This is a genomic window from Dysgonomonas sp. HDW5B (genome assembly GCF_011299335.1).
Lineage (GTDB): Bacteria > Bacteroidota > Bacteroidia > Bacteroidales > Dysgonomonadaceae > Dysgonomonas_A.
Window position 1 is genome coordinate 1,894,889 of record NZ_CP049858.1, and the last position, 23,777, is coordinate 1,918,665.

The 23,777-nt window shown below is 36.3% G+C and carries 21 protein-coding genes; 10 read left to right on the plus strand and 11 right to left on the minus strand.

Annotated elements, in window-relative coordinates:
- The first annotated feature begins 265 nt into the window (after window positions 1-265).
- The 5 genes from G7051_RS07785 (at window position 266) to G7051_RS07805 (ending at window position 5,571) form a co-directional block, all read left to right on the plus strand.
- Complete coding sequence (locus G7051_RS07785) at window positions 266-3,007, plus strand: GH92 family glycosyl hydrolase (RefSeq protein WP_166199343.1); 2,742 nt, start codon at window positions 266-268, stop codon at window positions 3,005-3,007.
- 143 nt (window positions 3,008-3,150) lie between these two features.
- A complete protein-coding gene (locus G7051_RS07790) occupies window positions 3,151-3,555 on the plus strand; it encodes a VOC family protein (RefSeq protein WP_166199345.1) in 405 nt (134 codons plus the stop codon).
- Window positions 3,556-3,559: 4 nt separating this feature from the next.
- Window positions 3,560-4,501 (plus strand): YafY family protein, encoded by a 942-nt coding sequence (locus tag G7051_RS07795; RefSeq protein WP_166199347.1) that lies wholly within the window; start codon window positions 3,560-3,562, stop codon window positions 4,499-4,501.
- Window positions 4,498-4,971 (plus strand): GyrI-like domain-containing protein, encoded by a 474-nt coding sequence (locus tag G7051_RS07800; RefSeq protein ID WP_166199349.1) that lies wholly within the window; start codon window positions 4,498-4,500, stop codon window positions 4,969-4,971. The genes G7051_RS07795 and G7051_RS07800 overlap by 4 nt, the downstream gene beginning before the upstream one ends.
- Window positions 4,972-5,085: 114 nt before the next feature.
- Window positions 5,086-5,571 (plus strand): YdeI/OmpD-associated family protein, encoded by a 486-nt coding sequence (locus G7051_RS07805; protein ID WP_166199351.1) that lies wholly within the window; start codon window positions 5,086-5,088, stop codon window positions 5,569-5,571.
- Between the two features lie 186 nt (window positions 5,572-5,757).
- Here G7051_RS07805 and G7051_RS07810 read toward each other — a convergent pair whose 3' ends face one another.
- From G7051_RS07810 to G7051_RS07845, 8 genes are all read right to left on the minus strand, one after another.
- The gene (locus G7051_RS07810; RefSeq protein ID WP_166199353.1) at window positions 5,758-6,864 is read right to left on the minus strand and encodes a DUF4185 domain-containing protein; all 1,107 of its coding nucleotides are present in this window, start codon (window positions 6,862-6,864) and stop codon (window positions 5,758-5,760) included.
- 61 nt (window positions 6,865-6,925) lie between these two features.
- A complete protein-coding gene (locus tag G7051_RS07815; protein WP_166199355.1) occupies window positions 6,926-7,186 on the minus strand; it encodes a hypothetical protein in 261 nt (86 codons plus the stop codon).
- 85 nt (window positions 7,187-7,271) lie between these two features.
- Entirely contained in the window at window positions 7,272-8,768 is a 1,497-nt protein-coding gene (locus tag G7051_RS07820) for a RagB/SusD family nutrient uptake outer membrane protein (RefSeq protein WP_166199357.1), read from the minus strand.
- Between the two features lie 103 nt (window positions 8,769-8,871).
- Window positions 8,872-11,994 (minus strand): TonB-dependent receptor, encoded by a 3,123-nt coding sequence (locus G7051_RS07825; RefSeq protein WP_166199359.1) that lies wholly within the window; start codon window positions 11,992-11,994, stop codon window positions 8,872-8,874.
- A gap of 18 nt (window positions 11,995-12,012) precedes the next feature.
- Window positions 12,013-12,879: a hypothetical protein gene (locus G7051_RS07830; protein ID WP_166199361.1), complete on the minus strand. Its 867-nt coding sequence runs from the start codon at window positions 12,877-12,879 to the stop codon at window positions 12,013-12,015.
- 18 nt (window positions 12,880-12,897) lie between these two features.
- Window positions 12,898-13,998, minus strand: a complete 1,101-nt coding sequence (locus G7051_RS07835) for an ROK family protein (RefSeq protein ID WP_166199363.1) — start codon at window positions 13,996-13,998, stop codon at window positions 12,898-12,900.
- 4 nt (window positions 13,999-14,002) lie between these two features.
- Window positions 14,003-15,160: a sugar MFS transporter gene (locus G7051_RS07840; RefSeq protein WP_166199365.1), complete on the minus strand. Its 1,158-nt coding sequence runs from the start codon at window positions 15,158-15,160 to the stop codon at window positions 14,003-14,005.
- A 20-nt stretch (window positions 15,161-15,180) separates the two neighbouring features.
- Window positions 15,181-16,911, minus strand: coding sequence for a class I mannose-6-phosphate isomerase (locus G7051_RS07845; protein ID WP_166199367.1), 1,731 nt, complete (start codon window positions 16,909-16,911; stop codon window positions 15,181-15,183).
- 141 nt (window positions 16,912-17,052) lie between these two features.
- Between G7051_RS07845 and G7051_RS07850 the strand changes: the two genes are divergently transcribed.
- The 5 genes from G7051_RS07850 (at window position 17,053) to G7051_RS07870 (ending at window position 21,430) form a co-directional block, all read left to right on the plus strand.
- The gene (locus G7051_RS07850) at window positions 17,053-17,781 is read left to right on the plus strand and encodes a GntR family transcriptional regulator (protein ID WP_166113427.1); all 729 of its coding nucleotides are present in this window, start codon (window positions 17,053-17,055) and stop codon (window positions 17,779-17,781) included.
- A gap of 451 nt (window positions 17,782-18,232) precedes the next feature.
- Window positions 18,233-18,886 carry a phage integrase SAM-like domain-containing protein gene (locus G7051_RS07855; protein ID WP_166199369.1) on the plus strand — a complete coding sequence of 218 codons (654 nt, stop codon included), beginning with the start codon at window positions 18,233-18,235 and terminating at the stop codon, window positions 18,884-18,886.
- A gap of 5 nt (window positions 18,887-18,891) precedes the next feature.
- Entirely contained in the window at window positions 18,892-19,230 is a 339-nt protein-coding gene (locus tag G7051_RS07860) for a hypothetical protein (protein WP_166199371.1), read from the plus strand.
- A gap of 648 nt (window positions 19,231-19,878) precedes the next feature.
- Entirely contained in the window at window positions 19,879-20,079 is a 201-nt protein-coding gene (locus G7051_RS07865) for a hypothetical protein (protein ID WP_166199373.1), read from the plus strand.
- A gap of 43 nt (window positions 20,080-20,122) precedes the next feature.
- Entirely contained in the window at window positions 20,123-21,430 is a 1,308-nt protein-coding gene (locus G7051_RS07870; protein WP_166199375.1) for a tetratricopeptide repeat protein, read from the plus strand.
- Window positions 21,431-22,311: 881 nt separating this feature from the next.
- On the opposite strand, the gene G7051_RS07875 is transcribed toward G7051_RS07870, so the two are convergent.
- The 3 genes from G7051_RS07875 to G7051_RS07885 form a co-directional block, all read right to left on the minus strand.
- Window positions 22,312-22,797 carry a hypothetical protein gene (locus G7051_RS07875; RefSeq protein ID WP_166199377.1) on the minus strand — a complete coding sequence of 162 codons (486 nt, stop codon included), beginning with the start codon at window positions 22,795-22,797 and terminating at the stop codon, window positions 22,312-22,314.
- A gap of 154 nt (window positions 22,798-22,951) precedes the next feature.
- Complete coding sequence (locus tag G7051_RS07880) at window positions 22,952-23,380, minus strand: hypothetical protein (RefSeq protein ID WP_166199379.1); 429 nt, start codon at window positions 23,378-23,380, stop codon at window positions 22,952-22,954.
- Window positions 23,381-23,385: 5 nt separating this feature from the next.
- The gene (locus G7051_RS07885) at window positions 23,386-23,772 is read right to left on the minus strand and encodes a hypothetical protein (RefSeq protein ID WP_166199381.1); all 387 of its coding nucleotides are present in this window, start codon (window positions 23,770-23,772) and stop codon (window positions 23,386-23,388) included.
- Window positions 23,773-23,777 lie beyond the last annotated feature (5 nt).

The following is a 23,777-nucleotide window of genomic DNA, read 5'->3' on the forward strand; positions in this document are numbered from 1 at the left end:
TGCTAATCTGCAAAACCATATTCAAGCCATAAAAAAAGGATATAAAGAAGCCTGAGAACTTATATATGAGATGTTCCTCTGATGCTCAACCTGTCATACAAAGAGCAGAGTTGGTGTAATCAAGGTCTATTTTAACTTTAAAAGTCTCTTTTATTTTTGATATTTGAAATATTATCATTTATTTTGCTGTCAATGTATGAACATATATTATATGTGCATTCATTATATGAAAAACAATTGTAAAAATGTTAATAAATCAAGTACTATGAAAAAACAAGCACTACTATTATTATTTATAGGATGCTGCTTCAATCTGCTTGCGGGCCCATATAATATTGCACTTAAGGCAAAAATAACGGCATCTTCCCAAGCGAGTAACGATCAGTCTGCTAACAAAGCAGTCGATGGAATAATAGGCGTCGAAAATAAAAATGAATGGGTATCTTCAAGTAGTCAAACTTCGTGGGGTGCTATTGACTACCCTTGGATAAAGTTAGAATGGGACATTCCCTGGAGCATTAATAAAGTTATATTATACGACCGCCCAATACAAGAAAGTCATATAGCCGGAGGAACTCTACATTTTAGTGACGGCACAAGCATATTTGTGAACCAAATACCGAATAATGGTCAGGCTAAAACGATTAACTTCCCAACGAAGAAAGTAGATTGGGTAAAGTTTGAGGTAACTGATGGAGACGGGCTCAATCTTGGTTTGTCAGAAATCGAAGTATATCCATCACCGGAAAACTATACTGATTATGTGTCGAAAGTAGATCCCTATATTGAATCGGCACGTGGTCGCTATTTCTTTTTCATTACAGGTAATCAGCCTTTTGGAATGATAAGTGCAGCACCACTTACACGAAACAAAAATCAATACGGAGGTGGGTATAATTATAATTCGCTCGAAGTATTGGGATTTCCACAAATACATTGTTGGATGTTATCGGGTATAAGCCTTATGCCAACAACCGGAACTATTAACCCGACTTTGGGTGAACATGGTTGGAAATCACAATTTTCGCATGATGGAGAAATAGTACAACCCGGATATCATCGGTTGTTTTTAGAAGATTATGGAATATGGGTAGAGCAAACAGCTACCGATAGAGTGAGCTTTTATAAACTACGCTATACAAAAGATGCTGTTTCGAACTTATTACTTAATCTCGGAGGCTATTTGGGTGAAACTACCATGAACGATTGCAGAGTGACCAAAGTAAGCGATACGGAGATAGAAGGCTCAGTCAATACAATGGGGCGTTTCTGGGGAGGCCCCGACAATGTAAGAATATTTTTCACCATGCGTTTCGATAAGCCGTTTAACCAATTGAACGGATGGGATGACAAAGAAATATATCCGAATATCTCTACGCACAAAGGCGTGAATGAGAAAACAGCCAGAAATGCAGGAGAGAGCTATTATGATGCTCCGACATCGGGTGTAAGTGCTATTTATAATGTAAAAGCAGGAGATGAGATACAAGTAAAATTCTCAATATCATATACCAGCATAGAAAATGCCCGCCTGAATATGGAAAAAGACGGCAGTCAATGGGATTTTGAAGCAGTACGAAACGCCTCACAAAAGGAATGGAACGAATGGCTGGGTCGCATCGATGTCAAAGGCGGCAGCAACGAACAACAGATAAAATTTTATACAGATATTTGGCATGGTTTGCTGGGACGTCACAAGCTAGACGATTATTCGGGCGATTATCCTGATTATACTCAAGGAAAAAGAGTAGGGAACGCCACCATAGGGGCACAATTAAAAGTACGCACATTACCTAAAAACGAAGATGGATCGGTTAAATTTCATATGTATAACTCAGATGCCTTCTGGTTAACACAATGGAACCTGAATGTACTTTGGGGAATGGCTTGGCCTGAGGTTCTCGATGATTTTGCGGCGTGCCTTGTTCAGTATAACGACAATGGCGGATTATTGCCACGGGGTCCTAATGCAGGAGGATATTCATACATTATGACCAGTTGCCCTGCGACAAATCTTATTGTAAGTGCCTATCAAAAAAATATGCTAACTAAAACCGATCCCGAAAAAGCATATCAAGCTATGGTGAGTAATCATCGTCCGGGTGGAATGTTAGGACCCGAAAAAGAAATAGAATATTATATCAAAAACGGATATTATCCCGGAAATGCGGGTATCACACTGGAAGCAGCTTTTCAAGACTGGTCGTTAGCTCAAATGGCTTATAAAATGGGTAAAAAGAAAGATGGAGAGTATTATACAAAGCGTTCGCAAGGCTGGCGAAAACTGTATAATGCCGAACTTGGTTTAGTAATGCCCAAAGGTGCAAACGGAAAATGGTTGCATAACGACCCCCTAAGCAATCAAGGGTGGGTAGAAGCCAATGCCTGGCAGGCAACGTGGTCGGTATCACACGACATTTCCGAATTGGTAAAACTGATGGGTGGCTACGATGCTTTATGTGAAAAACTGAATTATGCCTTTGAGCAATCTGATAAAGACGACTTTGTTTTTGGATATGGAAGCGGCTATGTTAGTTATGCCAATCAACCCGGATGTTCTAATGCTCATGTATTTAATCTGGCAAAACAACCTTGGCTCTCTCAATATTGGGTAAGAAAAGTGGGAGCACAAGCATATGGTGCAATTACTCCCGACAGAGGATACGGAGGTCATGACGAAGATCAGGGACAAATGGGTGGCGTGAGTGCATTGATGGCTCTAGGTATATTTAGCTTAGATGGCAATAATTCTCAGAATCCTTCTTATCAATTAACAAGTCCTGTATTTGATGAAATAACAATTAAGTTAAATCCGAAGTACTATTCGGGTAAAGAATTCAAAATAAAAACCTATAACAACTCGAAAGAAAACTGTTATATCCAAAAAGCACAGTTAAATACGCAACCTTTTAATACGTATTGGATTGGGCATGATAAGTTTGCTTCTGGCGGAATGCTTGAAATCTGGCTTGGCGATAAGCCGAATAAGAGTTGGGGGGTGAACTAAGTTTATAGTTATCAATCATCCGTGAATATTCTTTTCAAGACAATACAAATTAAGAGTAATTTTGTATCGTTTAAAAAAGTTGTTGACATACTGTTGTCAGCGAAGTGCAATACTTTTGCATGGTAACTAAAAAACATTAGAATATGAAAATCAAATCTTACCTGTCATTTAATGGCAATGCAGAAGAAGCTCTAAATTTTTATGCCGGAGTATTTAATGGAACGATCAGCGAAATTTGCCGCTATGGCGATTATCCCGAAATGGAATCTCCTGCCGAATACAAGGATAAAATAATCCATTCAGATTTAGAGTTTAATAGCTGCACATTCAGTATGGCAGATGCTATGCCCGGAACAAAAACTGATTTTGGGTCTCTGGGACACACAATTACTTTGTTTTGCGATTCGGAAGAACAACTTAAGGACATTTATGCAAAGCTGTCTGCTGCTGGACAAATAAAATGTGAACTATGCCAACCGTTTTATGCTAAATTGTATGCTGAAATTGTGGATAAATTTGGTGTTGCATGGGCATTGATTATAGAATAATAGTTTGAACAAAGACTTAAATAGGCTCGACCGCATATCGGCACTGTTGGTACAGCTACAATCACGACCTGTTGTGAAAGCTTCTGAAATGGCAGAACGCTTTGGCGTAAGCCTGCGTACCATTTATCGGGATATGAATACCCTTTCGGAAGGAGGAATACCTATATGTGGTAATTCGGGAGTCGGTTACTCTTTAGTCGAAGGCTACAGGCTGCCATCACTTATGTTTACCAAAGAAGAGGCAATGGCTTTTCTTACTGCTGAAAAGATTATCGAAAAGCTTACCGATTCCCAGAATAGCAACTATTTTCGTCAGGGGATGGATAAAATCCGTGCAGCACTAAGGGCTGTTGACAAGCAATACCTCCATAATATGGGTGATACCATAGCAGTACATAAAAGCAGAAAAACAAGGGAGAGCTTGCCCAACTTATTGCAAACCATATTAAGCAGTATAAACGATAAGCTAATTATAGAGATCAATTATACCAATGCAGACGAGAATAAGAGTAGGAGAGCTTTAGAGGCTATTGGTATTACTTATACGCATCCCAGCTGGTATCTTTCGGCTTGGTGTCACTTACGTGAAGAGTATCGAATATTCAGGCTCGACCGTATTAATGATATAGAAATAACAGTCAATAAACATACTAAAACTCATCCGCCATTGGAATCGCTTCTTGGATGCGATGATCCCGAATGCCTGATAGAAGTTGTTTTACACACGAGTAAAGAGGTGGCTAAGCATTGTGCAGACAATTGCTATTACATGGGACTGACTGAAGAAAAAGATCTTGAAAACGGGCAGATAGAGCAGATATATATGGCTTATTCATTAGAGCCTTTAGCAAGGTGGGTATTGGCAAATGCCGACACAACAACAGTGATTCGCCCTGTTGAAATAAAAGATATTATAAAACAAATCATTAAAAATTTAGACTTATGAAAATTAATAATACAGAAATCAAGAATCTAGAACCGATTAAAACAATTGCCGTTTCTCATATTGGTGACTATTCCGATTTAGGTTACGCTTTTGAGAAACTATGTGTATGGGCTGGAGAAAACAACCTGTGGGCTGCTTCTCCTAAAGTCGCAGGAGTTTATCACGATTGCCCGTCGAGTACACCGGTAGAGAATTTACGCTCAGAGGCTTGTTTGGAAGACTTATCGGGAATAGAACCGGGCGAAGGAATGAAACAGTATACAATCAGCGGTGGAAAATATTTTGTGATGCAGGTAGAAATCAGTATGTCAGAATGTGCTGATGCCTGGCAAAAAGCATATGCTGCATTTAACGAAAAAGGATACGAATATGACCTTAGAGACCATTACGATCTTTATCGTAGTTGCATAGGTGATATGGAAGATCCCGATGCTCTTTGGTTGGTAGATTTGTGTATTCCTGTGAAATAAAGGTCGAATACCTTTTTATTGCTTTGGTAAGCATAATAATCAGAGATAGTTATGTCGTAAAAAATAGCTGTGCCAAATAATAGATAGCACAGCTATTTTCATTAATTTAGACATATGGAAACTGAAAAACCATTGGTAGATAAAGATTACTTATTGCAGAAATTCGAAGGCAAGGGTGGCTGGACTTATGTTGAGATACCCGAAATTCCTATGCCCAAAACCTCTTTTGGAATGTTAAAAGTAAAAGGAAAAATAGATGATTACGAGTTCTCCAATGTTCGTTTAATGCCCCTAGGCAATGGTCATTTGATGTTAGTCGTTAAGTCAGACATAAGGAAGAAAATCAAAAAGCAGGCTGGCGATACGGTATATATTATCATTTACGAAGATAAAATACCGATGATAATTCCCGAAGAATTGCTTCTGTGTCTCGATTATGAAGACAGTATTTTAGAAAAGTTTGAAAAATATAGCGATGGGGAGAAAAAAGCTTTTGTCGATTGGATATATTCAGCTAAAACAGAACAAACTAAAGTCGATCGTATTGCCAAAACAATCACAATGATACAACGTGGCGAGAAGTTTTATAAAACGTGGTGAAGTCTGATTTTACCCACTAGGCTATATCAAGGAAGCATCAAATTACCGGCTGATTGTCCGAATTATGTATTTCAAATATAATCATAAAATACAATAATCTGTTTCTAACCCTCAAAAGGTTACCTTACCGTATACAAAAAAGCCCTGATTCAAAATCGGGGCTTTTACTTTCTCTTATTATACTCTTTATTCTTTTATCATATTGCTGATAGGCATCCAGAAGAAACGGGGTCTGTAAACAGATGCTTTTACCCAAACCTTTTCCATATCGTATGTATTGACATTATAACACATCAACACCTTATCGTTTTTGATGTATTGAGGATGTACCATTGTATTGTAAGTCATCATACTGTCGGTTTCATAATTTGGCTCGTTTATGGTATAGATAAGTTTTTCGTTACCAAAAGGTCCCTGTGGCTTATCCGACGTAAATGAATATATATCCTTTACGTTTTTGAAACGATCCTGAGTTACCAGAATATATTTATCATGTAATTTTACGACATTAAACTGCTCTGAAACAGCCTGAGTTATACCTGCAATTTTCTGTGATTTTTTAGCATCTGATTGCCAGTTGCTACCATCCCAAAATTCGAAATTTGCCAGTGCATTGTTTTCTACTATACAACGTGCCACATGAACATCTGCTGTAAATGCTTTATTATCAGAAAGCGTACCGTAAACATATATGTATTTGCCATCTTCCAAAACTGCATGCCCGTAATGTACACCATTCTCGTTTGCTGCCGGAAAATTTGTCTTGGTCAAAACCTTCAAAGTCTTGGCATCGAGTATAAAATAATCGCAACGTTCGTAAGCAAAACCAAAAGGACCGTCCCCTTCTTTATTGAATTTAGACATAAAGAGGTATAATACTCCATCTTTCACAAAACCATGTCCCGGCCAGTACCATGTGGGAGTATTTCCGGTTGAGTCGGGCTCTATATACGATCTGGGAGCTTGAGCTGTTCCCTGATAGTAATTCTTTATTTCTTTATCATCGATTGTTGTAAATACATTACCCATCATAAATGCTACAGGCGGTTGACGTACATCATCTACCACGTCTCCAAAAAATGAGTCGCCCCACATAAACATCGACCTGCCGTCTTTCAGATCGATCGATATTGCTCCGTCGGCTCCGGTTACTCCACCGCCTAGTTCGGGTAATAGTCTGTTGCAGAATACAGAATCCATTTCAACAGTTGTGTCAACTACTGCTTCTTGTTTTGGGCTATTACAGCCGACTAACGCTATCAGTGCTATTGCAAATACATATACTTGTTTCATTCTTTATTTTATTTAGATTTTTAGATATTAAAAATAGGCAATATTAGGGTTATACACCCTGTCATCGGTTATACTTCTTATTTAAAGCAAATGCAGGCAATGTTACTTGCCATGAAGAATCTTGCTCAACTTTTGTCTGAAAATCAACCCTGTCAAAATTGACTTTTACACAGTTTTCGGGTATACCTTTTCCGTATATTTTTACAGGGGCATCTCGTTGTACAATCATATAATCTGAAAATATAGGCGATAATTTCAGATGTGCAGCAACGGATATTGATATGAGCAATATGGAAACTGATAGTATGATTTTTTCTTTCATCTTGCCTGTATAAGTTATTGTTTCAGAAGAGACTTTCAAATACATATCTTATTTGAAAGTCTCTTGTTATAACATCTTCCGGGTGTTAATAACCTTCGTTTTGAGTAAGTACTCCATGAGAAAGTTCTCTGTCATACTGAGGTATCGGGAACAGAAAGTGAATACTCTTTGGCGTAGCTTCCGGTTTTGCTTGCTTTATTATATTTATAAACTCTTCGGATGTACACATGCGGGTAAGATCGAACCACCTACGTCCTTCCATTGCAAACTCAAGACGATACTCGTTGAGTAAAGCTTTCTTGAATCCTGAATAATCTGAAGGTAATGTGCTTGACGACAATCCGGCTCTGTCCCGTACCATTTTTATGGCTGCTAAAGCTTCTGCATTGGGTGCGTGGTTTATTTCGTTTAAAGCTTCTGCTTTTATCAAATACATTTCGGCTGTACGTATGGCAGGGAATATAGCGTCCGTAGTATTTCCTTTAGGTTCAGCCTTACGATCCCAATATTTAAAGAAATAAGGTTGTTTGAAAGTTTCGGTAGAGCCGTCATCATATACGAAATTTTTTCTGAGAGTTACCTCTTTACGCTTATCGTTGTTAGCGAATGCATTGTACAAATTTTCAGTTGCTGACTCCCATCCTTGTGCATTGTCGGGACCTCCCTTACTTGTATCGAGCTTAGGCAGCAATCGTACCAAAAACTGACCGCCTTTCCAACCTGCACTCAAAGATCCGTTGAAGTTGACTCCGTAAACAATTTCAGAATTGAATCGGTTTGCAATTTTAAATAAATCGCCATATTCTCCCAACATAGGGAAGCTAGGAATAACCTCATCGGCTTTTTTTACAGCTAACTGAAAGTATGCATTGTCTTTGTGCAAAGCTCCATAAGTCAGATAAACACGTGCAAGCAATGCACTTGCTGACAAAGGGTAGGGGTGTCCGCCACCCATTCTGCCTGTATAGGTAAGATCTTGTTCGGCAATTTTCAGATCAGCAATGATAAACTCATATACTTCGTCTCTCGGAGATCTTGGAATGTTTTCTTCTTCGCTGCTCTCCACATCTTTTTTGTGTAGAGGTACATCACCAAACATACGTACTAAGTCGAAGTACATCATCGCTCTGAAGAATCGTGCTTCTGCAAGGAGATGTTTTTTCAAAGTCTCATTCATTTCTATAGCAGGAACTTTGTCTAATACAACATTACAGGCTTTGATTGTTTGGTAAAAATCGCGCCACAACCGTTGTACGGGTAGATTATACTGGTCGATTTGCATATAATCTACCGATTGATAATCGACACTCGCCATATTTGTTGTAGAATTGTCTGCAAACATATCCTGCAATACCCAATAATCGTTGTAAAATACGCCACCATAATTACTGTCCCACAATCCACCGGGAGCATATCCTATAATCAGGAAATCGTAGATGGCATTGGTTGCCGATATGGCGTGCTGCTCGGTCTTGTAATAACTGATGGTAGTGATATTACCTTTGGGTTCTTCGTCGAGGAAACCCGAGCAAGAACTTAATGTGCCTATCAGTAAGGCTATTGTAAATAGTATCTTTTTCATAATTCTTTCCTATTAAGTAATTGAAAGTATTTAATGATGTATTTTATAAGCATAACAAGCTTTAGTTATTATACTTAACAAAGCAATAAATAGCTCTGCGAGCTTAAAAGTTAATTCTTGCACCGAATTCGAATGATTTAGCCATCGGATAAGATCCATAATCGGCTCCCATCGAAAGGTTATTGTTCGAGAAACGGCTTACTTCGGGGTCATATCCTGTATAATTGGTAAATGTGTATATGTTTTGAACGCTCACATATACAGATAGTGCCTCCATAAAGAATTTGCGAGCTAGAGATCTCGAAAAATCATAGGTTAGGTTTACATTCTTAACACGCAAGTAAGAACCATCTTCTACATAATGATCCGACAGAACATTTCCATGAGATTTCATAGTTGCACGAGGATATTTATTGGTCGGATTGTCAGGAGTCCAGCGATTTAATACTGCCGTAGAATTGTTCTTGTATCCGTCTAAACTCTCCAATGCAAATCTATTGAAGTTAACGATTTCGTTTCCTACTACCCCTTGCAGAAATACAGAGAGATTTAATGCTGAACTATTTGGTAAGTTGTATTTGAATGAATTGGTAAACCCAAAAGAAAAATCGGGATTAGCATTGCCCAGTTCAAATAAATCATCTTCGTTTAAAACATTGTCTGAATTGCGGTTTACATATTTACGATCGCCAACTTGCAATGTTTTTCCGGGAAAGAATGGAATTTTACTGGGGTCTTCATTTTTTTGAACAATACCGTCGGTCTTATATCCATAAATTGTGCCGATGGGTTTACCTTTAGTTATTTTTGTCCAGTAAGTGATACCCAATACCGGATTTCCTACCAGATTTTCTTTCGAGTTAGCTAAATCGGTTATCTTATTCTTATTGAATCCCATCGTAAAATCAGATGTCCATGTAAAATGCTTATTGGTAACAGGAATAAGATTTAGTGTGAATTCATAACCACTATTTTCCATGCTGCCCACATTTTTCATACTCATATCGTATCCGCTATGCAATAGGTCGGGCATGTAAAGCAACAGGTCTTTTGTGTTTTTGTGGTAGTAATCGGCAGTGAATGCAATGCGACCATCAAAGAACCCAATGTCAAACCCTAAATTCATTTGAGAAGTAGTCTCCCACTTCAAATCTTTATTTGAACGAGTGAAAGGAACTTTTCCTTTTATAATCTGAGAATTTCCGATATATGCTTCAGTAGAATACAACAATCCCTGAGAACTGTAAGGAGGTATCCCCTCATTACCCACAAGCCCGTAACTGGCTCTTGCTTTGAGGTTGCTTATAAGGGTAATGTCTTTCATGAATTTTTCTTCCGATGCTCTCCATGCAACGGCTGCCGATGGAAATGTTCCGAACTTATTGTCTTTTCCAAATTTAGATGAACCATCGATACGACCCGTTAACGTGAATAGGTATCTGTTATCGTAGTTGTAATTGATACGAGCCAGATACGAAAGCATTTGCCATTCGGATATCCCTGATATTGCCATCTGTTTCAATGCTGCTGCACCTAAATCGTGAAAACCGAGTGTTCCGTCCTCAAAGTCGGCAACAGCCACATTCGAATATTCGGATGTAAATGCCTGAGCTGTCATACCTGCCAAAGCATTGAACGAATGTTTACCGAACGACTTCAGATAAGTTGCTGTATTTTCAGATACCCATGTATATCCGTCTCTGTTGGCTATGCTTGCATATCCGTTATTCGATTCGGCTCTTTTCAATTCTTTAGCTGCGAATGCCTGATCTTTAACATTAAAGTAGTCGATGCCAAAAGAACTTTTAAGAATCAGGTCTTTGAATGGTCTTACTTCTACATACGCATTGGTCAGAAGTTTTAAAGATGTTGTTTTATTGATTGCTTCCAATGCATCTTGTACAGGATTTCCGACATTAGAGGTTGGTGAAGTATTATTCTCGTAAATAAATCTACCGTTGCTGTCTCTTACGGGAAGAGCCGGATTCATCTCCAAAGCCCATGAGGTGACACTCGATGCAAAAGCTCCTTCCGAATTGGTAACAACACCGTTCGATCGGCTGTAAGTTGTATTGGCATTTAATCCAACTTTTATATACTTACCCAATTTTTGCTCGAAGTTGAAACGAAGAGTTCCTTTGTCATAATTCGATCCTAAAATAATGCCGTCTTGTTTCAAGATATTAGCCGAAGTAAAGTAGGTATTGGTTTCTCCTCCACCTGAAATCGAAACATCATAACTTTGCATAGGGGCGGTACGGAATATTTCGTCTTGCCAATTTGTATTTCTTTTAGCTAGATTATTCAAGTCTGCAAAAACAGGTCTGCGTTCTACTCCATCATTGTCAGCAGCTTCGTTGGCTAGCTCTGCTAAGTGAACCGAATTCAGCATATCCATTTTTTTGCTTACCTGCTGTAGCATATATCTCATGCTGAGAGCAACTTTAGCTTTGCCGCTTTTCCCTTGTTTAGTTGTAATCAAGATTACTCCATTTGCTCCACGTGCCCCATAAATAGAAGTTGCGGAGGCATCTTTGAGAACTTCCAGCGATTCTATATCATTGGGATTGATGCTTGTTAAGGGATTCGAAGCCGGATTTTTCAATCCTCCTGCACTTGTAGCATAAGGGTCACTTATAATAGGAACACCGTCAATTACATACAATGGCTCGTTGGTTCCATTGATAGAGCTTGTACCCCTGATACGAATGGATGTGGCTCCTCCGGGCTGACCTGAAGTATTCAATACTACTACACCGGCAGCTCTTCCTTGAAGCCCCTGATCTAAGGATGTTGTGGATGTGCTGGCTAATTCACCCGATTTAACACTCGAGATAGAAGCCGTTAAGTCGCTTCTTTTTTGTACACCATAGCCTATAACTACAATTTCATCTACTTCGTTAATATCCCCCTCCATCACAATTTTAAGCGGTGCAGATGATATTATTTTTTGCTCTACTGATTTATATCCGATATAGGAAATCTGTAAAGTCTTTCCTATTTGTGTGTTTATTTTGAAGTTGCCATCTATATCACTCACTGTACCTTCTCTGGTATTTAGCACCGATATAGAAGCTCCTATAATTGCCTCACCATCTGTATCAACTATAACGCCGCTTATATTTACAGTTTTATCTTGTGCGATGATGGTTGTATTAGATGATAATAAGATGGCAAATAGTAAGAACAGAAACTTGATATTTTTAAATAATTGATTGTTTTTCATGGTTTCTCTGTTTTTTAATTAATATGTCCCCGGTTTACAAGCTTCTACTTTGTAACTGTTGGGATCTGACCCTCTGTAAGGTTTAAAATCAGCCGATTTAGGTTCAGCAATATATGTCTCTTGAATAGGCTCCTGATTACTGAATCCCGGTAAGAAAGATAAGTCTTGACGGCTCTCCAGGATAAGTTCTTCATCTTGCAGGCTCATTACTTTATATTTAGTAACGACTGCATTTGCCGGACTAAAAATGTTGTACTTGATCATATAAATCGAGTCTATTTTCTCGTCTGTTCCGATCATTTTCCATCCGCAATAAGAGTCAAGAGTCTCAAGGGCAGAAGCTGATAAAGTGGTTCCCCAATCTAGTTCCCAACTCCAATCTTCATTAAACCGATATACATCATCTTTCATATACGCTTCTGCATATTCTTCTTTTTGAATAATTTGAGAAGCCAGTTTCCAATCATATTTTAATAAGCGATACAATTGAGTAATGTTTACGCTGACAATTACATCCGAAGCATCTAGCTGCGAACCACTTGCTGTCATGCCATAAAAAGAATATACAACAACACCTGTTTCATCTTCGGGAACGACTTCTTCTTTGAAGGTGTAAGGAAATTGCATCTCTGCAACATTTAAGGTTTTGTGATATGATTCTATTTTTTTTCCGCTGATTGTTTTTTCTACTAGTATGTTATGAAAGCTCTCTTTGTTGCTGAGAGTAATATCAACAGAGAACTCTTCATTTATTTTAGCCGTAACCTTAGTTGTACTAAGAATCAGCAGTTGTGCATCATGTTCATCATTATTATTGCATGAGGTATTCAGTAATATAAAACTGAAACATGATAAAATGAGCATGCTTAATGTTTTACTTTTCATAGATTTGTTATTTTAAAGTTACTCTTTGTCTAACTGTTGCAATGCGAATGCATATGCTCCATACATGACTGCCCGATTTGTTCCTATTTGAGTGATAAGAACTCCTGTTTGTTTTTTGTTGTCATAGTTTACATACTCATCACTTAAAGGGACTTTTACTTTGCACGATTTGTTTTTCAGGAAAGCCTCTTTTTCAGATGAGTCCATCAGATTATAAATATCCATTTCCATACGGGGAAAGACGGCCCCGTTCAGCATTGTCGTTTTTTGCCTCAATTCTTTGATTATAGCAGGTAAAATGTATTTCGATGCGCCAGTTAGTCCTCCTCCTATAACTAACAATCCGTCGACCATAGTCAATGCACCGGCCAATGCATCGCCTGTCATCTCTCCTAATTCTTCGAAACTGGCTATAGCTGCCTCTTTGTTGCCTGCTTGTTTGCCTTCTGCAATATCGAATATGTCTTTAGGCGTTAAATCAGAAGCGTCCGTGCCCGCCAATTCTCCATATACTCTTTTCACTGCTCTGATGCTTACACTTTCTTCAACAATCAGATCTGTATATTTCTTGTTTCTTAAGCACCATAAATCTCCTCCGGAACCATTGTCGCCAACAAGTAAGGCTTTATCTATTACTACCCCTGCTCCAAATCCTGTGCCTAGAGTTATCCCCAGCAAATTTGCATATTGTTTGGGATTATTGGCATTGGTTAACCATTGGTTAACCATTGGTAATGCTCCATATAATGCTTCTCCATAGGCAAAAAGATTTCCGTCATTATTAATGTAAACAGGTATGCCGAATTTTTTTTGTAAGAATGATCCTAGAGCAACACCTCCCCGAAAGGCTTTAAGATTGGGCAAGTCGCCAATGATTCCGTTTTTGTAGTCGGCAGGACCGGGAAAAGCAAAACTGATTGCGTGGGGATTGGTTGGCAAAGATTTTTTTATTTTATCAAAGCCTTCAGCTATTCTGTTCAGGCATTCATCGAGATTATCGGCAATAGCAGGCAAGGTCAGAGGTTCTACAATTTCTTTATATCCTTGGATGGCAGAGAATACAAAATTTGTCCCTCCCGCATCCAGGGTTAGTACTATACGTTTGTCGTTATCATACATATCTTTATTTTTTAGAGAATTTCAGGGATAATAAAAGAATGTAAATCACACAAAGTAGAAGCAACCCAAAACCGGCTGCCAAGCCCATATTTTTCGATAGTAATCCGGCAATAGGTGTTATTATCGCACCACCTGCTACTCCCATTATCATGAGAGATGAAATTTCGTTTGTTTGCTGAGGTTTGTACTGAAGTGCAACGGAGAATATTATAGAGAATACGTTTGCGCATGTAAACCCCACGAGTATTACTGCTGAGAATATCAGCCATTGCTCAGCTGCAAACAATATTATGGCAAAGGCTATAATCGCAACTATCATATTTATTCTCAAAAAAACAGAAGGCTTACACTTCATCAATATAAAAGAGCCTAAAAACGCACCAAGTGTTCTGGCTGCAAAGTATAAGCTGGATCCTAAAGCTGCATCGTCTGTGGCCATGCCTAGACGTTGTATCAGCAGTTGGGGAGTATTTGTATTCATACAAACATCTATCCCTACAATGAATACAATTCCTAAAAAAAGTTGTAATATCAAATTATCCTTCAATAGGGTGAGGGTTGAAGAGAAAGTTGTTTGGCCGGTAGTTTCTTTTTCTTCATCAGCCTTAATTGGGATTAGATACAGCCAGATAAAAGCAATGAGTGAAACAGCTACAAAGACTATAAATATTAAACGCCAATCGCCATACTGTTTGGCTGCAATACTTGCAATGATAGGACCGACAAACGATGCTATCGCTTTTACAAACTGACCGAATGTGAGTGTGCTTGCCAGTTTTTCGCCATTCACAATGCTTGCGACTAAAGGATTGAGTGATACTTGTAATATAGTATTACCTATTCCTAAAAGAGCGAAAGCGATAATTACAACATAAAAATCATAAAATAAATAAGGTAACAATAATGATAATAGTGATATTGCAATTGCAATGAGTACTGTTTTTTTACGCCCTATGCGGTTCATTAATATTCCGGTAGGAATAGAAAATATAGCAAACCAAAGGAAAACCATCATCGGAATCATACTTGCAGCAAAGTCATCTAACGAGAAGTCTTTTCTAATGTAATTTGTAGAAACCCCTACGACATCTACAATTCCCATCACAAAGAAGCTTAATATGACAGGAATGAATACTTTTAAATTATTGGATTTGTTTTTCATAGTATTAGATAATTCTAGTTTCAGAACCGTACATTTGCTTTGATGGTTATGCATTCTTGTCCCTTGGATTTACCATAAGGAGAAATAGAATACTGTCCGATTGATGCAGGAATAATAAAGGTTTCGGCATAATGAACCACAAATGGTTCGAATTTATTATCGGGACTTTCCACAATTACCTCTTCGCCTTCGATCAGGTTCAGCACATTCACACTGTTATTTGTATTGTGCACTACTTTAGTGCTGAAACGATGTCTGCGTGTTTCGATAAATTCATTGGGATGCAGGCCTGTTTTTTCTTCTATCCAACCATCTCCTTCCGCTACAACCGAGAAGGTATTAATCAGATTTTTATGTGTATAATCGGTGTCTCGGCTCCAGTCGATAACCTCTTTTCCTCTCTCAATGTTTATCGGACGAGGTTTGCCGTCAAGTCCTAAGCGCTCCCAGTCCCATAGTTTGAATGTGAATAAATTAGGAGTCGAGCTGATTTCTAGAACTACACTCTCCGAACCCGAACAATGGATCGTTCCTCCGGGGATTAGAAAGTGGTCATGTTTTTTTGCCGGAATTTTATTTACATATTTATCGGCATCGAATATAATCTCTCCACGTTCAGCCTTTTGAAGATCGCCAGTCATTTCATCTTTGTCGATGCCGTTTTTCAGACCGAGATATACTGTTGCTCCCTCTTTTACATCCATCATGTAATAGCTTTCGTCCTGAGTATAAAACATACCGAAACTATCGCGGATGAATTGTACTGTAGGGTGTACTTGAAGGCTGAGATTGCCACCACCAATGGTATCAAGGAAGTCGAACCTTATGGGAAATTCTTTTCCAAACCGTGCCTCAACAGGTTCTCCCAATAATTCACGACTTTTTAATAGGATCAGATTTATAGAAGGCATCTCGAATGTTGTTCCATTTACATCCAGCAGTAAGCTGTTTTCTTCAGGGACGCAATCGAAGCACCAGCCGAAATTGACTCTATCCTTATCTAAATTAAATACTTCTTTCATCCATTGTCCTCCCCATGGTGCAGGGTCAAAGAAAGGTACTACGCGGAAAGGTCCTTCAATCGTTTTTTGAATACCCTTAAGGAAGGTATTCTTATCTATCATTTTAGGATTTTCCTGAATATGTGTATCTATCCAGTAAGATACTTTCTGGAAAAGTGAGTCCTTGTGACGATCCAATATTTTCCAGTCATTGAAATAACCTCGTTTGTATTGTATGGAAACAGGTTCTTTACTGTCATCAATTCCCAATCCATACACTTCCTGACGGCGAAATCTTTGGATTATTTCCCAGCGAGCCATATCTATATAAATAATACATGCCGATTCGGGAACAACTAATGAAGAGCCACTGCCAATAACAATAACCGAACCGTTGTATTTGTTAATTTCGAGTTTAGCTTTTTCAAGTTTCTCTTTATCAAAGTAATCAATCAGTGATAAGTTGGTTACATATCCAAACAGAATATCCTTTGTCATGAACCGCTCTGTCATTTTTGAGATTTCAGATTCTGACTTAAATATCTCTCTGGTATTGTATAATAGCCCCGGAGCGATTTTAGTAACTTGAGAGATAATTTCTTCTTCTATTACGCCTGAATATAATTCAATAGCTATTGTAGAGTAAGTCTTTGTCAACTCCTTTAATTTGCTTAGGATATCGTGCCATCCATTAATTAGTGTGCCATCCACCTTAGTCGATGGGAATTTTTCATAATTAGATTTTTTCATTTTCTTCATAAATAAAATTTCACAACAAATGAATGTATGAACATTCTTTATATGTGCAAATGTATGATTTTTTTTATTTGTCGGATATTTTTTGTAATCTTTTTTTATTTATTAACTTTGAAGTCTAAATTCACAAAGCTAATGAAACTAGAAATTAACCATAAAAGCTCAATACCACTCCATCAGCAAGCAGAAGAGCTTCTTCGAAAGATGATCGAACAAGAAGATTATAAAAATGGAAAGTTGTTACCTAATGAAGTGACATTGTCCGAACAATTAAAAATTTCTAGAAATACATTAAGGCAAGCTATTAACAAACTCGTTTTTGAAGGTTCGCTTTCTCGTAAAAAAGGATATGGAACTAAAGTTGTGCGTAAGGGTGTTGCAAGTGGTATAAAAAATTGGCTCAGTTTTTCTCAAGAGATGAAAATGTTGGGAATAGAGGTTCGGAATTTTGAGCTGCATCTGAGTTATAAAAAGGCTACAGACGAAATTGCTAACTTTTTTAATATTGAAGCTAACGAAAGGTGCCTGACGCTAGAGCGTGTAAGAGGAAATCAGGAGTATCCTTTTGTGTATTTTATCTCTTACTTTAGTCCTCAGATATCATTAGATAGTGATTGTAATTTTAATCGCCCATTATACGAGTTGCTCGAAAAAGACCTTAATATTATAGTGAAAACTTCAAAAGAAGAGATTTCGGCATCGCTGGCAAATGACTTTATTTCAGAGAAATTGGACATTAAGCCACATGATCCTATACTTATACGTAAACGATTTGTGTATGATGTAAATGATGTGCCAATTGAATACAATGTGGGTTACTATAGGGCTGACAGTTTTACGTATACTATTGAAGCTCAAAGATAAATTTCTGGTGGTAGAGTTGGTAGGTTTATCGGATGATTCATTCTTTAATAAATTTGCAGAAATGTAGATCAGAGAATTAATAGTCTTTTTTACTATTTGTTGTGCAGCTCACTAAAAGAAAAAAACTCTAACCGATTGATGAATCAATGATTAGAGTTTTTCTTAGTACTCGGAGCGGGAGTGCTATTGTGAAATTTGACGAAATATAGTGATTGATAAGTTGATATAACTATCTAATATACAGGATAAGTTCTATTTTTCCATTTATTTAAATTTCATTTATTTTCGCTTGCTTCCAACTAATTCGCCAAAATGTCGCCTAAAATAAAGCCTTTTATTATTTCTTATCTACTAAGGAAAATACAAATAATGAAAGCGAAATCCTTATACGATTCACTCACGGGCGTATTAACCAGCGTACGAAATCAAATATATTTATTGACGAAGAGTTTTGAGACAAATAATTATTCAAAAATTTAGAATATTAAGCCCTGATAAAAAAGTCTTAAAAGATTATCTCGCTAATTTAGGAGAGAAATTAGGAGAGATATCAAGCCTAATCCAAAAATCATTCAACGATCTAGATAAAGAATCCGTATCAAAGGACTGGCTGAAACAAATAGTCAGCAGATACAATTATCCAGAGAAATACTTATCACAAAAAGAAATAAGTAGGAATAAGATATTTTTTACTCTGTTTGATGAGTTCCTGCAAAAACGCAAACTATCAGATGTGAGAGAAAAGAACTATCTAGTTCTCAAAAGAGCATTACAACGTTTTGCATTATTTGTTATCGAAACTGCTGACAAAAATTTCACTTTAGATGTAGATACTATTGATAGCGATGATATCTCAGACTTGGAGAGCTTTCTGGTAAATGAGAACAGTCTTTTTGATGAATTCAAAGAAATCTATGAAAGTTTTCCTGCAATTATTGGAGGTAGTAGGAAAATGAGGAGACCTCAACATAGGGGCATCAATACTATCAATGCTTTGTTTAATGCTTTAAGGGCTTTCTTCAATTGGTGTTTTGATAATGATATTACACTCAATCGACCACTCAAGAACTATGAATCTAAGCCTGATGTGTATGGAACACCTTAGAGATATTGAGTAAGTATGAAAACAGAGCGGATAAATTTTTGTTTCCTTTTATTTCAGAACAAAAATACAATGATGCAATCAAGGGGATGTTTCTAAAAGCTGAACTTACACGATCAGTTACAGTCATTAATCCAGTGACAAGTGAACCAGAAGTAAGAGCATTAAACGAAGTCGCTTCATCCCATCTAGCTAGGCGTACATTTGTCGGGAATCTATATAAACAAGTAAAAGATCCTAATCTTGTAGGGTCATTATCTGGACACAAAGAAGGAAGTAAAGCTTTTGCTCGTTACAGAGATATAGATGAAGACATGAAAAAAGATTTAGTAAAACTATTAGAATGAAAAAATAAAATAAAGCTTCCTTAAATTTTCAGGAGAAACAAACGTAAGAGAAAGCATAACCAAATGGACAAAACCCGCAAAATCCGTCGAAGAAAAAAGAAATAACAAGAAATACTCAATCACCTGAGAATCTCAAGAGAAGATAGCTACGAAGAATAGAGGAATATGCCTATCAAAATAAACTGAGAATAGGCGGCTATTGTATAATATACTTGAAAAGTATACAACCCGTTAAGTAAAATACTTTGTGTATAAATCGGCTTTCAAACTGTATTAACGAAAAACACGTGATAACGATAAACGACTCTTGTTTTTTGAATGGTCAACAAAATACTGACAAAAAAATAAGAACTTCTTCAATAAAAATTTTGCTGCTCTGTAATTTTTAGCTTCCCGGCAGATATACTTTTACTATTCACTAAATACAAAGATAAACTAAGCCCACCGATCTGACTGATCGGTGGGCTTAGTTATGCCAGAGGGTAAGATCATGTATCAAAGCAATGTATTATTCATGATCTTTTTTATCTGTATAAAATATAATCATAATCTAACCTTTTATATAAATGCACATAAAATCAGAAGAAGTTAAGTAAGGTATTGATTATTATACTATTTTTAGAACTCACATTTTAAAGCACACTTACAATGAAAACTTTACTATTTATAATTAGCTGTATTACATTATTGTCATTGACTTCCTGCGAAAAAGATGATATGGATAGGACAGGAACAGGTGGCGGTGGTAAAGAAGATGCCAATACGATCACAAAGTCAGCTACAAACACAACCCCGAAAGACAATGAAAAGACCTTTCTTGCTGATACTACCTTAAGAGTTGATGGATAACTTGGTCTCGGCAGCTTTATTCTCACACTTCAAACTTTACTAAATGAAAATACTTCTTAAATATTTATTCTGTCTGTTGACAGGTATTTTATTATTCTCTTGCCAAAAATATAACACATATGAAAAGCTTTTGCAAGAAGCCCAGAATAAACTAGCTGATAATAAACCGGAGATTGCTCTTAATTTGCTTGTTTCTATCGAAAATCCAGAGAAGATGGACAAGGAAAGCTATATGAAATATATAGTAACTTCTGTTGGGGCAAAATATGAGACTAAAGCCGATATAACTAAAGACACTTTAATTTTTGAAGCTCAGCGATATTTTAATAAAAACGAAGATTTAGAATACACAGTTCTTGCTAATTATTATACAGCCCAATTATACGATGAAATCAGTAATTTCCCCAAAGCTTTAGAATCCTATATGTTTGCTGTGAATGCTTCTAATAGATCAAATAACGATTTATTAGCGGGTAAGAGTTTGAATAATATTGGATATATCTATTTTGAACAAGAGCTTCTGGAGAGTGCGATCGTTAATTATCAAAAAGCCTTGTTGCATTATGATAAAGTAGAGAATATAGATCAAAGAAAATTAAAAATACTTACTAATATCGGTAGAGCATACGAAGATTATAATAAACTTGATAGTGCCTATTTCTATTTCAACAAAGCTTTAGAGAAAGCAACTCAGGTCAACGATGATAGGAATATAAGTTTCTCTTTACAAAATTTAGGTGTAGTGTCTTATGGAATGGGGCAATACGACAAAGCCATTGATAATTTTCGCTCTGCCTTAGCTATGAATGTCAGTGATGAATCAGAGAAGAACAAAATGTATATTTTTTTACTTCATAGTTATAATAAAAAAAATGATTTAAAATCAGCTAAGAAATATGCAGATTTAATAATATCCGCTTTACCCGAAGTATCCAATACATATACGGTTAAAGGAATGTCTTCTGCTCTGACTGATTATTTTGAGCAAATTGGGGATTACAAAAAAGCTCTGGAGTATAGTAAACTGGAGAAAGCTACCCAAGGAAAGATAGACAAGCAAAGGGATGCTCCTGCTTTATTGGAGGCGGACAAGAATTTCTATCTGGGACAGATGGATAGGGAAGCCCAGGCATTCAGAGCTGATGCTCTTTTCATTCTAATACTTGCCATTAGTGCTTTTTGTATTCTACTGGTATTTTTCTTGTTGGTCTGGAGAAGACATAAGAAAGACCAGGCGGAGATTCAATTTTATGGCCATAAATACGACGAATTAAGACAAATACTGTATAAGCATACCGATGAATATCCGAAGATAGAAGCAGAGATAAAATCCATGCTAGAGGATAATTAATGAGTTATTGTTTTGATGTTCAATTAGACCGTTTTTTTATTGACGACATTACTTGCTCAGAGGATAAACTGAATCGTTCCGGAAGTTTTGTCAATATATACTGAAAATTCTTTTGAATTTATGTGCTACCTTAATTTTTTTTGTTCTTCAGTTGAAACCCGAAGATACTTGACTTTGTTCATTGAGCTTTTAGAAAATCTGATAAATTGCACGAGTATAAAGTATATTTTTAGAGTATCAAAAATATACACCTCGAAGTTGTTTAAACAGGTAGATTTTAGTATGCTATTTTAGGGTATACCCTATTTTTATACAACATATATCGCCGATATAAATGTACATACTACATTTAGTCCTTGGCATAAACGCTAATATGTAAAAGTCACGATTTGACAGCTAATAATATTAATCAAAAACTCCCACCTATTCAACAGAAAAGATAGGAGTCTTCTTTATTATGGAATTAGATATATAATAACCTAATTTTACATAAGCTTCTCTCCTAAGGAATGACTTAATTCTTAACTATCAATAATAGTATATGATAATAATCCTTTTTTTGTAATCTAGTTTCAAGTGAACATCGGTTTAATATTTCTAACATCTTGTTTAGAGAGAATCTATCTTGCTCACTTAAATAAGCGTCATTTAGATAATTTATTATAAACTAACTAATTCGTTCTTCTATTCTATAAAAAGCTCCTCAGTCATATTCATTTAATTAAGTTGCTTTAATTATTGATGTATATTGATAGTTGCCACCAGTATATATTCCTCCTTGAGACGCCGTTCTTCCAAATATATACTGACTTCCTGAAGCTATCTGAAACTGAAATGTTTTTTACATGCTATTCCAACGAGGAGGAAGAGCTAGCCCGACTCTATTGTTTATATTTTTCAACTCGCTCTTTGACAATCTGATCAAGTTGCGGAAAAACTGCAAAATCTCCACTAAGAATATCTTTAGCATATTTTTTTAAATTGTCTGCAAAAGCAGAAACGTAAAGAAGTAATCCGTCGTGTTTATTATAATATATAGAAGCTTCTCCATATTCATAAGCAGGTTTAATTAAATCTTGCGGGCTACGAAGATTTATGAGATCGTCAAGTCCAAAGCCTAAAAGTTTGGTATCATTTTCAATGTTCCTAGGATTCTCTTTGATATTACCATCTACAAGTTGATACAACATAATAAAAATATAAGCTTCACTAAACTCATAAGTTATTTTAACTCCAGTTGTAATATTTTGATAAATTAATTCATATCCCCAATCTTCTTTTTCACAATTGAGTAACTTGAAACCATATTCTAGCTGAAGAAACTTAAATTGTTCTTTAGCAATAAAATCAAACTCTTTTTTTATCATAATTATCTAGGAATTAAAGTTGTTGGGTAATTTCATTGTTGAAGTATATTTCTCTCTAATTGATAAAAAGGAGATCGGCTTGCATGTGAAGATATATTCGATGTTATAATTTTGTAGTCTTAATTGATAAAAAATCAATTAAGACTACATTCCATTAAGATTTGCAGGGTTTATTTACAGACATTATATAATGTAAAACTTGATATATTCCTTGATAAGGTTGTCCTTGCTCCACTTTTAATATATAGCCATCATATTTATAGTTTTCTACATAAAGATATGTGAACTCCTCTTTATTCATTACCCCCAACCTGAATTCATATTCAATAGCAGGTCTCACAGTCAATAAGTTGCAATAATATATTGATAGTAATCTCTTTTCTTTTTTTTCAAGAATTCTATTATTTGTCAATAATAGCCAATTTTCTCTATCGTGTTCATAAAGAATAAGAGCTTGCTCTTCTTCTTCTAAAACTGAATAATTAAACTTATTATTGCTATTTATGATCTTTGTTAATGCGCCCTCACCACCCTTACGTCTAAAAATGGATAATAAGATGGAAGATTTATACTTTAGCTCCATATAAATTACGGTTTTAATATTTTTCTTATAAATGGAGTTAATTTAAAATAATTATCAGGATTAATTTCTCCCTCACAACTCCAATAAGTAATTAGATCGCCAAATATATTTTTTTCAGACTCTAGAATATGTTTAATTTCACTCCATATTTTACCGATATAAGTATCTAGATTTATTTCATTTAATAGATCATCATAAGAGGCAAGGATAAGAGCCATTAAAGCCCTTTTCCTGTCTACAGATAATTCAGTATTCACATAAAATGATATAAATTCATTTATTCTACTAGAATTTGCCATTTCTAACTCCCAATCTTGTTCTATGCCCATATACTGGAATGAAAATATTTTATTAATATATTCAATTGCTTCTTTTCTTAAAATTATGTTCATAATAA